The organism is Candidatus Tectomicrobia bacterium (genome assembly GCA_016192135.1).
GTDB lineage: Bacteria > UBA8248 > UBA8248 > UBA8248 > UBA8248 > 2-12-FULL-69-37.
In genome coordinates, this window is sequence record JACPUR010000041.1 from 197,692 (window position 1) to 208,678 (window position 10,987).

Sequence of the window (10,987 nt, forward strand, 5' to 3'; positions counted from 1 at the left end):
TCCTCCTCAGTTCGTCTCCGCCCGGCGCTCGGGCACCGCCCCGCCCCTGCGCTCGGGGAACTGGCCCTTCCAGCGCTCGAAGAGCTTCTGCTCGAGGCCCAGCGAATCCAAGGTCTTCCCCACCACGTGGTTCACCAAGTCGTCCAGCGTCTTCGGGCCGAAGTAAAAGCCCGGCGAGGCGGGCAGGATCATCACCCCTAGCCGGGAGAGCTTGAGCATGTTCTCCAGGTGGATGGCCGAGAGCGGCATCTCCCGCGGGACGAGCACGAGCCTGCGGCCCTCCTTCAGGATCACGTCCGCCGCCCGGCCCACGAGATTGTCTCCCGTCCCTGCGGCAATCTGGCCCAGCGTCTTCATGGAGCACGGGATGACGGCCATGGCGTCGAAGCCGGCGCTTCCGCTCGCGGGCCGCGCCCCGATGTCTCCCTCCGGGTGGACGACGCTCGCCCAGGCCCCCAGGTCCTTGAGGTCGAGGCCCGTCTCGTGCTGGAGCACCCGGAGGCCGGCCTTCGAGATCACCAGGTGGGTCTCCACGTCCGGGTAGGCCTCGCGGAGCACCTCCATGAAGCGGACCCCGTAGAGGGCCCCCGAGGCACCGGTAATCCCGACCACGAGCTTCATGCGTCATTCCCTTATTGTAAAAGTGATGACTTATCTTACCTCGTCCCGCGGGCGGGGGCTAGGAGACCTTCAGCGCCCGGCGGGAGCGGTTCTTCCGGATTTTCTCGAAGTCCCGGTAGAGGAGCGAGTAGTCCTTCTCCAGCATCCCAAGCGCGGCGGCCTTCTGGAGGAAGTTGCGGGTCACGGTGCCGTAGGAGGTGTCCGCGCCCAGGCGCTTCCCCATGCCGACCGCCATCGTAAGGTCCTTGAGCAGGTTGTAGACTCGGGATTTCGCGTCCCACTTCTTGGAGAGGATGTGCCTGGGGAAGCGGAACTGGCTGGCGTAGCTGCGGGCGTTGGCCACGTTGAAGACCTCGATCACGTCCTGGAGCCGGATGCCCGACCGCTCGGCCATGCGGCACCCCTCGCAGGTGGCCATGAAGATGGAGTGGGTCACGAGGTTGTGGACGAGCTTGAGGGTGTGCCCCGAGCCTGCGGGGCCGAGGAGGAAGAGCTTGGAGGCGATGGGCGCGAGACGTTTCTCGATGCGGGCGAAGGCTTTCTTGTCGCCCCCCATCATCAGAGTCAGTGTGCCGGCCTCGGCGCCGGTGGCTCCCCCGCTCATGCCGGCGTCCAAATAGGCCATTCCCTTCTTCGCCGCCAGCCTGGCCAGCTTCAAAGTGGCGGCGGGGTCGGAGGTAGTGAAGTCGCAGAGGACGGTGCCGGGCTGGCCGTTCGCGAGGATGCCCTTCCCGCCCCGGAGGCACTGGGCCACCTCCTTGGAACTGGGGACGACGAAGATGATCAGGTCGCAGGCCTTGACCATCTCGCCCGGCGCCGCGACTTCGACCCCCTTCATCCCCTCGAACTTCCTGCGGGCGGCCGGGGAGATGTCCCACACCACGAGAGGGACCCGCGCCTTGGCGAAGTTGCGCGCGATCCCCCCGCCCATGTTCCCGAGGCCCACCACGCCTGTCTTCATGTTTTTCATTAGCATCTCCACCTAAATAACTGAAATCAGGCAATTGGTTGATGTTCTTTCACTGGCTCGGTCGAAAACCAGATCTCCCCGACCGGCCCCCGCTCCAGCCGGGTGACCACCCGCCAACGCGCGTCGTCCCGCTCTGGGAAGTCGAGCCTGAAGTGGGCCCCCCGGCTTTCCTCCCTCCGCAGGGAGGCCGTGGCCAGGAGGCGCCCCAGGAGGGCCAAGTTCCGAACCGAGAGGGCGCTCTCCAGCTCCTGTCCCTGCGCCTTGTCGGAGGCATGGGCCTCATCCGCCAGGCGCATCCGGGGCATCTCCTCGCGCTCGATGCGCTCATACTCCTCCAAGGCCTCGGCGCAGCCCCGGGCGTCCCGGATGGGCCCGAGCTTCTCGTGGGCCAGCATCCGGCAGCGCAGCCGGACATCCGCCTGGAGCGGACCCTCCCTCCGGTCGATCAGCTCCTCCACCCAGGCGCGCTCCGCCTCAGGGAGGGCGATCCTCCCCGGGGCCTTGCCGGCCCCGCTCCGGGCCGCCGCCGAGGCCGCCCGGCCCGCCCGGCGCCCGAACACGAGGGCGGCCGAGAGGGCGGAGCCTCCGATGCGGTTCCCGCCGTGGATGCCCCCCGCCGTCTCCCCCGCGGCCCAGAGACCGGGGACGGGGGTGCGGCCGTCCGCGTCGATCTGGAGCCCCCCCAGCCAGGTGTGGCTGCCCGGGGCGACTTCCAGGGGAGTCTTGGTGATGTCGATGCCGCGCGAGAGGCAGGTCTTGTAGACGTGGGGGATCTGCTTCTGGATGACCTCCATGGGCACGCGGGTGGCGTCCATGAAGATGCCCCCCGTCTTCCCGGCGCGGCCCGCGTGGATCTCCTGGGCCATGGCCAGGATGACCTCGCTACGGGTGCTCTGCTCGGCCGTCTCGGGGAAGTAGCGCTTGAGGAAGGCCTCCCCGTCCCGGTTGCGGAAGATGGCGCCCGCGTTGATGAACCCTGTCGGGTGCGGCGCGAAGCCGAAGAGCTCCTCCGGCGCGCAGCACATGGCCTGGAAGTCGATCAACTCGATGCCCAGGAGGGGCGCCCCCGCGCGGAAGCCCAGGACGTAGCCGTCCCCCGTCACCTGGGGCGGATTGTCGTTCACGAAAAAGAGCCCGCTTCCCCCACCCGTGCAGAGAATGATCTCGCGCGCCGCGTAGGTCACGAGCCGGCCCCGGGAGTAGTCCACCCCCCAGGCGCCCGCGATCCGCCCGCCCTCCGTCACGAGGTCCACGATGGCGGTGTGGGGGTGTTGCGCGATGCGGGCGTCCCCCCGGAGGCGCCGGGAGAGCACCTTCGTCACCATGTTTCCCGTCGTGTCGTAGTGGTGGAGGGCGCGGGGATGGCTGTGGGTCGGGAACATCTTGAGGTCGAGCCGCTCGTTTTCGTCCCGGATAAACTCGGCGCCCCAGCTCGCCAGGTCGCGCACCACGTCGATGATGCCGTACACCCAGACGCGGGCCAGCCCGGGGTCGATCAGCTCGCCCCCGTGCTCGAGGATCTCCTTGAGGTGCAGCTCCGGGCTGTCGCCGGGCGCCAGGGCGGCGGCGAAGCCCCCCCGGGCGACCGTGGTCGTCCCGCTGGTGGCGCGGCCCTTGGTGGCCTGGATGACGCGCACCCCCGCCTCGGCGCACTCGAAGGCGGCCAGGGTGCCCGCCGCCCCCCCGCCGGCGATGAGGACGTCCGTCTCGTGAAGCTCCACCGGTATGCTCAACCGCCCTCTCCTCCGGCCGGGGCCCCCGCCCCTGCGCGCGCCATCTCCAGGAAGGCGTCGGCGCAGGCGTCCGCGAAGGCCGGGTCGTTGATGTGCAGGTCCAGCTCCTCGGCCCTTCCCCTCTTCAGGTGCGCCCGCAGGGAGCGGGCGAAGGCGGCGTCCGCCTCGGGCTGGAGCCAGGGGCCCACGGGCCGCCCCTCGAGGTCGTGGGCCGCGCGCTTCGTGTGCTCGCTGTAGCCCCGCTTGGGGATGAGAACCGCGAAGGGCCCCTTGGCCGCGTTCAGGCGCTCGGCCACCATCCGCCCCAGGGCCTCGAATTCCTCCTCATTGGTGCGCATCAGCAGGTTTTGCGGGTTATAGCGGAAGAAGGCCCGGCCCCGGTAGGCCTCGGGCACCTGGCCCGCCCAGAAGTTCGCGTGATCGAGCGCCCCCGGCACAACCACCTGGGGGATTCCCGCCTCCCCGGCCCCCCGCAGGCGGCCCTCGCCGGCGCTGTAGACGCCGCCCACCAGGAGGTCCGTCATCTCATGGGTGGTCACGTCCACCACCCCGGCCAGCTCGCCCAGCCGCGCGAGGGACTCCAGCGCCCGGCCCCCCGGGCCCGAGGCGTGAAACAGGATGACCTCGAAGCCCGCCTCCCGGAGCCTGGCCTCCACCCGGTTCACGCAGGCCGCCGTCCCCCCGAAGGAGGAGACGCCGACCAGCGGAATTTTCTTCTCCGCCGCGCCACTCCGAGTGGCCCACCCCCGGGCCATCGCGGCCGCCGCCAGGGAGGCGCTCCCGATGATGGCCCGGGTGAACCGGTTGAGGGAGAAGTCCCCAATGGAGGGGAACATGGCGATGTCGCTCTCGGCCACGAACCACTGCACCGCCGCGGTGGCGGCCACCGGGCTGACCATGACCTTGGGCAGGAGGGGGGGCAGCGCCCGCATGATGCCGCAGGCGATGTTGGCGCCATTCGCCCCGCCCAGCCCCAGGACCCCCGCCAGCTCCCCCTCCCGGAGCCAGGCGGAAAGCACCTTCCGCCCCCCGGCGACGATCACGTCGGCCGCGGCGCCGCGCTCCATCGGGGCCAGCTCCTCCCAGCGCCGGCCCGCCTCTTCGGCCAGCCGCCCGGCGGGGAGATAATCTCCCGGGGCGGCATGCGGCCGGCAAGAGGTGTCCACCAGGCGCGGAACGGCCCCGGCGCGCCGGAGCGCCTCGCAGGCGCACCGCGCTTCCTCCCCCTTGCTGTCCAAGGTGGCCAGGACGGTCACGATGGGATCGGGCATGCGGGCGGTTCTCCGCCTGTGGACTAGCGGGAGAGGACCCCCTCCCTCCGGGTCCGGATGGCCTTGAAGGCCTGGGTGGCCTTGGGGACGGCCTCCTCGATCGGGAAGCGCTCGGCGGAGGAGCCCCCGACGTAGCCGTCGAGCCTTCCTTCCAGCGCGAGCAACGCCTCGAAGTCGGCCGGGCGCTCCAGCGTCCCGCCGTGGCAGGTGACGATGCGGTCCGCGTGCCGGGGAGCCAGGGCGTCGAGGAGGGACGCCGCCCGTTGGGCGGCAGGCTCCAGCCCCATGACGGTCTTCGATCCGATGGAGCCGCCGGAGCTATTCCCGAAGTGGACGATGATGTTGTCCACCCCGGCCTCGGCCATGGCGAGGGCTTCCTCGGGGGTGGTGCAGAAGGCCTTTGTGAAGAGCCCTCGGCGGTGGGCGTAGGCCAGGACCTCCACCTCCCTCGCGTAGCCCATCCCGGTTTCCTCGAGATCGCTGCGGAACTTGCCGTCGATGAGGGCGACCGTTGGACAGTTCATCACACCGTGGAAGCCCGCCCCGGCCAGCCGGTCCACGAAGCGCTCCATGTTCCGGGTCGGGTCGGCCCCCAGCACTCCGGCCACGACCGGGCACTCTTTCACCACGTTCAGGATGGAGCGCTCGCCCAGCTCGAGAGTGATGGCGTTGGCGTCCCCGATGGGGAGATAGCCCGCCATGGAGCTCAGACCCTGCATCCGGAAATAGGCGAGGTTGAAGGTGCTCACGAGATCGGCGCCGCCCCGGGCGGCGAACTTGGCCGTGATGCCGCTGCCGCAGAGGGCGTCGTAGACGGCCCGCCCCGACCGCCGCTCCGCATGAAGCCGCGCGACCACCTCTTCCCGCGTGAAATTCCCCGCCATGGCTCCCCCCTCCCGGATGGCTTCGCCCGACCTTCACCAACGGCCCGGGCCGACGGAGCCGCAACTGATACATCAGGTGAATATCAAGCATATAAATAGCTGAAATCATTTGGATTATTAGTAAAAACCTAAAGTTAATTCTAGCATGACCTTCCCACCGATACCCCCTTTGCGGGATGGAATAGTTGCAGGCAAGAGGGCCGTTATGGGAAAATTATCGTCTGCCTCTGCAACGAGGCTCGTTTCATTTCGCCGTATGTCATTCCTCTTGTGGCCCCGTTTCCGCCCGAGCCGCTCCGCCCTTCGCAGGGCGGGGCGGCACGGGGCCACTCTCGTCTCCCCGGGCCGGCCCCTGGCTGCCGCCTAGGCGTCCTCGTCCGCCGGCGCTTCGGGCATCGGGGCCTCGGCGGCCGGAGCCTCGCCCTTCTCGGAGGCTTTTCTCCGGCTGCGCCGCCGGGCCGGAGACCGCTTGGCCGGTGCCGCAGGGGGAGGAGGGGCCTCCTCCCGGCCGGCCGCTCCGTGGCCGTTGGAGCGCGCGCCTCCCAGGCCCGTGACGACGTAGCTCCCGCTCCGCTCGTCCTTGCGCAGGGATACCAGGCCGTGGCGCTGGGCGTCCTCGAGCAGGTCGCTGAATGTCCGGTAGCCGTGGCTCCGCTCGGTGAAGGAGGGCCGCTTGCGCTTCATCGTCTCCTTGACCATGGAAGACCAGAGAATACCCACGTTCTCGCGCTGGAGGGCGTCCACCGAATCGAGCAGCAGCCCGAACGCCTCGCGCTTCTGCTTGGGCAAATCGGGGGAGATGCGGGGATGGGTCGCCTCCGGCGTCTCCAGGTGCTCATAGAAGATGAATTCGTCGCAATTCGAAACCAGGAGCTCCGAGGTCGAGTTCTTCATCCCGAGCCCGATGACGTGCTTGCCGTTCTCCTTGAGCTTCGAGACGAGGGGGGAGAAGTCGCTGTCGCCCGAGGCGATGACGAAGGTCCCGATGTGCTCCTTCGAGAAGCACAGGTCCATCGCGTCCACGACGAGCCGGATGTCGGCCGAGTTCTTGCCGGTCATGGACCGCCGGGGGATCTCCACCAGCTCGATTCCAGCCTCGTGGAGAGGCGCCTTGAACTTCGCGTAGCGGGACCAGTCGCAGTAGGCCCGCTTCATCACCACCTTGCCCTTTTCCACGAGCCGGGCCAGCACCCGATCGATGTCGAACTCCTCCTGCGCCGTCCGAAAGCCATGCGCGAGGTTCTCGAAATCGATGTAAAGGGCGATTTCCTCGCTCCGTTCCGCCATTTTCATCCTTTCAGGCGCCCCCCGGGGCGGCCGGCCAGCGCGGCCGGGTTTCTTTATCCCTACCATACCGGAGGTAATCGGCGAAAGGGGACCTAGCTGTGATCGGCCAGCCTCCCCTCCACCACCAGCAGGCCGGCGAGGAGGAGGAAGAGGAGCGGGCCCAGGTCGGTCCGCCCCTCGACCATGCGGGCCGGATTGCCCTCACCGGCGCGGATGGAGCTGAAGGCGATCCGGACTCCCGGGAGGCGCTCCCGAAGGGCGGACTCGCTGAGGGGATCCAGCTCCCCCTCGGAGGCGGGCGGATTCACGGCGATGATCTGAGGGGCCTCCCCGGCGAACAGGACCTGGTAGAAGCCCGCCTGCTCGGTGCGCGTGAAGCTGCCCTGCCGGGCCGGCGGGGGGGAGGGCCGCTCCGGAGCGGCCGGGGGGCCGGGCCGCGCCGGCGCCCGGGGGGTCTCCAGCCGGAGGGCGATCTCCTCACCACGGGGGTTCCGGATCCGCACCGACTCCTCCTGCGCACCCGATGGCCGCACTTCCAGGGGCAGCCCCGCGTCCTGGAACGAGGAGCCCCTCCCCTTCGCGCGCCCCCCGAGGAAATCCACCAGCCCCCGGGCGAAGGGCACGAAGACCGGATGCACGGGGAGGTCGCCCCAGTCCCGGTCGCAGGTCGCGGCCCAGATGGCCGCCCGCCCGCTGCCCACGGGCCCGGCCACCAGGAGAGGGGTGCCGTCGGTCAGGGTGAGCAGGGGCACCGCCTGGCCCGAAGGCGACAAGGGGAGGATCTTGCCGATCCGCACCCGGGAGAAGAACCTCCCCGGATTCTGCCCCAGGGCCGCGAAAACGGGATGCTCCTGCAGGTTCACCGGGACCGCCGGATGCCCCGGCGGGCTCAGCGGGCGCGGCTGCCCCGCCACGGCCGGCAGCCATCCGCCACCCGGCAGGGAGCGCGCCGCGAGGTCCCCCCCCGCCATCAGAAAACCTCCACCGCTCTCGATGAAGCGCTGGAGCGAGGAGGCCGCCTCGGGAGGCCAGTTCCCCACGTTGCAGGAGGCGACGAAGTCGTAATCCTCCCACTTCACCTTCTCGATCTCATAATGGGCCACCACGTCCACCAGCATGGGGGAATCCCCGCCCGGCGGCGCCGCGCGCAGGGCGGAGGCCAGGTAGAACGTGTCGCTGTCGAGGAGCCCGCGCTGGGGGTCGCCGTCCACGAGCAGGACACGGAGCTGCTGCCCCATGGTCGCGGCGAAGTGATGCCGGTTGGTGGTTTCCAGGGCGTCCGGACCCAGCTCGACCCGGCCGAGCAGGACACCTTTCTCCGGCGCGCGCACGCGGAAGCTCGTGCCGCCGTCGCCCCCGGGCTGCAGGCTCAGCTCCGAGGAGGCGATTCGATCGTCCCCCAGGTAGAGTGAAACCGGCACCCTCTCCTTGGCCGCGCCGCCCCGGTTCACCACCCGGACCGATACGCTGAAGGGCGCGCCCGCGCGCGGAGGCCAGGGGCGCAGGGTGACACCCCCAATAAGAACGTCCTCGGTCCCCGCCTCGGGCGCCACCCGGACCATCTGGAGCTGGGTATGAGGCGTCAGCCGGCGCAGCCCCTGGACCCGCACCTTGTCCCAGTCGCCCCGGGCGAAGTCGCTGAAGACCATCACCGTCCGGCGGTCGGCCGGGATGCTCAGGCTCTCGAGCGCCCGCCGGATGGCCAGGGCGGTGTCGCCCGCCGCGTCCGTCTGGCCGATGGAGGCCAGGCGCGCGAGAGCCTGGTCCCGCAGGAGGGGCGGAGGCGGCCCTTCCCCCTGCTCGCCCACCGTCGCCAGGATCGTCACCCGATCCGAGGACGAGAGATCCCGGATCAACCCCTCGGCGGCCTTCCGGGCCACCTCCAGCCGGGTCCCGCTCGCCGTCCGGTAGGCCATGCTCCCGGAGTTGTCCAGCACGATGACCAGGTGGAGCGGGGACCACGCGCTCCCGGACTCCCCGCCGGCCATCTGCAGGAGCGGCCTCGCCGAGAGGAGAACCACCACCGCCACCGCCGACACCCGCAGCGCAAGGAGAATCCAGTTGCGCAGCCGGCTCCGCGTCGTCATCCGGCGCTGGGTACGCAGGAGGAACTCGAACGTCGGCAGCTTGTGCCGGCGGACGAGCCGCCTACGCAGCAGATGGATGAGGATAGGCAGGAGCACCAGCCCCAAGCCCCATAGCAGCAGGCTGTGGAAGAACTGAAAGCCCATGGCCCTCCCCTATCTCGCCTTGGCCCGCCAGGCCAGGAAGCGGACTAGACCCCGATCCAGCGGCTCTGCAGTGGAGAGAAGCACGTAGTCGATGCCCTGGGAGCGGCAGCGCTCCCGGGTCCCGTCCAGGAACTCCCGGAGGATGCCGAGATAGGGGTCCTTCACCACCTCGCACTCCACCGTGATGTTGCGATCCGTCTCCACGTCCTCCATGCGGGCCAGCCCCTCGAAGGGAAACTCCAGCTCGGCCTCGTCCAGGATGTGGAAGATGATGACGTCGTTCCCCTTCAGCCGGAGCAGGCTCAGGCCCCGGGCCACCACCGCGGGATCGTCGAGCAGATCCGAGATGACGACGACCATGCCCCGCCGCCGGATACCCTCCGCCAGCCGCTCCAGGGAGCGGGCGATGCCCGTCCCTCCGGCGGGGCGCCCGGCATCCAGCCCCGCCAGGAGGCCGGAGAGGTGGCCCCGGACGGCTTTCGCCGGCAGCATCCGCTCCTCCTTCTCATGGCTCAGCATGAGTCCCACCGCGTCGGACTGCCGGAGCAGGAGGTGGGCCAGCGAGGCCGCGAGGGTGGCAGCGTAGCCCCACTTGGTCAGGGCGCCCTCGCCGTAGTCCATCGAGCCGCTGGCGTCCACCACCAGGTGGGCGCGGAGGTTGGTCTCGTCCTCGTACTGCTTGACGAGATAGCGGTCGAACTTGCCGAAGGCCTTCCAGTCGATGTGCCGGAGCTCGTCGCCCGGGGAGTAGGCCCGGTGCTCCTCGAACTCCACGCTGAAGCCGCGGGCGCGGCTGCGGTGGATGCCGCTCATCAGGCCTTCCACCACGTGGCGCGCGCGCAGCTCCAAGCTCGAGATGCGCGCCACGACCGAGGGGTCGAAATAGGGGGAGACGCCCCCGCGGGTATCCTCCTTGGAGGAGAAGAACGCGCTCACTCGCCCTCCGCCTCGGCCGGGGGTTTCACCGTCTCAAGGAGCCTTCCGATGAGGTTCACCGGGCTCATGCCCTCGGCCTGGCCGCGGAAGTTGACCAAGATGCGGTGCCGAAGCACCGGCTGGGCGAGCGCCCGCACATCCTCGATGGAGGCGGCGTAGCGGCCCCGCAGCAGGGCACGGGCCCGCGCCCCCAGCATGAGGTACTGGCTGGCCCGGGGGCCGGCCCCCCACTCGACGAACTCGCGCACGAAAGATGGCGCGGCCTCGTCGGTGGGGCGGGAGGCCCTCGCCAGCGAGACAGCGTACTCCACCACGTAGGGCGCGGCCGGGACGCGGCGGACCAGGTCCTGGAAGGCGAGAATCTGGCCGGCCTCGAGAACCTTCTCCAGGACCGGGTCGTAGTCCGAGGTCGTCTGGGCCACGATGGAGGCCTCTTCCTCGAAGGTCGGATAGTCCACCCCGATCTCGAACATGAAGCGGTCGAGCTGGGCCTCGGGCAGCGGATAGGTCCCCTCCTGCTCGACGGGGTTCTGGGTGGCGAGGACAAAGAAGGGCGGCGGGAGCGCGTGGGTCTGGCCGCCCGCCGTCACCCGCTGCTCCTGCATGGCTTGGAGGAGGGCCGCCTGGGTCTTGGGCGGCGTCCGGTTGATCTCGTCGGCCAGCAGGATCTGCGTGAAGACGGGGCCCTTGATGAAGCGGAAAATGCGCCGCCCCTCGGCCGACTCGTCCAGGATGTCGGTGCCCGTGATGTCCGAGGGCATGAGGTCGGGCGTGAACTGGATGCGGTTGAAGTCGAGCTGGAGCACCTGGGCGAGGGTCCGGATCAGGAGGGTCTTGGCCAGGCCCGGAACCCCCATCAGGAGGCAGTGGCCCCGCGCGAGAAGGGCGATCATCACCAACTCGATGACGGAGCCCTGCCCGACGATCACCTTCCGCACCTGCTCGATGATCTGGTCCCGCTTGCGGCCAATCTCGCGGGCGACCTCCACGTCCACGGCGCCCATCGGCCGCTGCGCCATCGCCTGCTCGCGTGTCTCGCTCATTCGCTCCACCT

General features: G+C 69.7%; 9 protein-coding genes. All 9 read right to left on the reverse strand.

Going from position 1 to position 10,987, the window contains the following annotated elements; genetic code table 11:
• Window positions 1-6 precede the first annotated feature (6 nt).
• A complete protein-coding gene (locus tag HYZ11_18420; GenBank protein MBI3129588.1) occupies window positions 7-621 on the reverse strand; it encodes a UbiX family flavin prenyltransferase in 615 nt (204 codons plus the stop codon).
• 58 nt (window positions 622-679) lie between these two features.
• Window positions 680-1,591, reverse strand: coding sequence for an NAD(P)-dependent oxidoreductase (locus HYZ11_18425; GenBank protein MBI3129589.1), 912 nt, complete (start codon window positions 1,589-1,591; stop codon window positions 680-682).
• 26 nt (window positions 1,592-1,617) lie between these two features.
• Window positions 1,618-3,324 (reverse strand): FAD-dependent oxidoreductase, encoded by a 1,707-nt coding sequence (locus tag HYZ11_18430; protein ID MBI3129590.1) that lies wholly within the window; start codon window positions 3,322-3,324, stop codon window positions 1,618-1,620.
• Complete coding sequence (locus HYZ11_18435; protein MBI3129591.1) at window positions 3,321-4,595, reverse strand: Tm-1-like ATP-binding domain-containing protein; 1,275 nt, start codon at window positions 4,593-4,595, stop codon at window positions 3,321-3,323. The genes HYZ11_18430 and HYZ11_18435 overlap by 4 nt, the downstream gene beginning before the upstream one ends.
• Window positions 4,596-4,618: 23 nt before the next feature.
• A complete protein-coding gene (locus HYZ11_18440; GenBank protein ID MBI3129592.1) occupies window positions 4,619-5,479 on the reverse strand; it encodes a phosphoenolpyruvate hydrolase family protein in 861 nt (286 codons plus the stop codon).
• Window positions 5,480-5,842: 363 nt separating this feature from the next.
• The gene (locus tag HYZ11_18445) at window positions 5,843-6,772 is read right to left on the reverse strand and encodes an NYN domain-containing protein (protein ID MBI3129593.1); all 930 of its coding nucleotides are present in this window, start codon (window positions 6,770-6,772) and stop codon (window positions 5,843-5,845) included.
• Between the two features lie 86 nt (window positions 6,773-6,858).
• Entirely contained in the window at window positions 6,859-8,997 is a 2,139-nt protein-coding gene (locus HYZ11_18450; protein MBI3129594.1) for a BatA domain-containing protein, read from the reverse strand.
• Between the two features lie 9 nt (window positions 8,998-9,006).
• A complete protein-coding gene (locus tag HYZ11_18455) occupies window positions 9,007-9,933 on the reverse strand; it encodes a DUF58 domain-containing protein (protein MBI3129595.1) in 927 nt (308 codons plus the stop codon).
• A complete protein-coding gene (locus tag HYZ11_18460; protein ID MBI3129596.1) occupies window positions 9,930-10,976 on the reverse strand; it encodes a MoxR family ATPase in 1,047 nt (348 codons plus the stop codon). The genes HYZ11_18455 and HYZ11_18460 overlap by 4 nt, the downstream gene beginning before the upstream one ends.
• Window positions 10,977-10,987: the final 11 nt, after the last annotated feature.

What these genes read in the sequence shown, in the direction of transcription:
- HYZ11_18460 (MBI3129596.1), bottom strand. Translation starts at nt 10,976, where the DNA reads ATGAGCGAGACACGCGAGCAGGCGATGGCGCAGCGGCCGATGGGCGCC.
- HYZ11_18435 (MBI3129591.1), bottom strand. Translation starts at nt 4,595, where the DNA reads ATGCCCGATCCCATCGTGACCGTCCTGGCCACCTTGGACAGCAAGGGG.
- HYZ11_18420 (MBI3129588.1), bottom strand. Translation starts at nt 621, where the DNA reads ATGAAGCTCGTGGTCGGGATTACCGGTGCCTCGGGGGCCCTCTACGGG.
- HYZ11_18440 (MBI3129592.1), bottom strand. Translation starts at nt 5,479, where the DNA reads ATGGCGGGGAATTTCACGCGGGAAGAGGTGGTCGCGCGGCTTCATGCG.
- HYZ11_18450 (MBI3129594.1), bottom strand. Translation starts at nt 8,997, where the DNA reads ATGGGCTTTCAGTTCTTCCACAGCCTGCTGCTATGGGGCTTGGGGCTG.
- HYZ11_18425 (MBI3129589.1), bottom strand. Translation starts at nt 1,591, where the DNA reads ATGAAAAACATGAAGACAGGCGTGGTGGGCCTCGGGAACATGGGCGGG.
- HYZ11_18445 (MBI3129593.1), bottom strand. Translation starts at nt 6,772, where the DNA reads ATGAAAATGGCGGAACGGAGCGAGGAAATCGCCCTTTACATCGATTTC.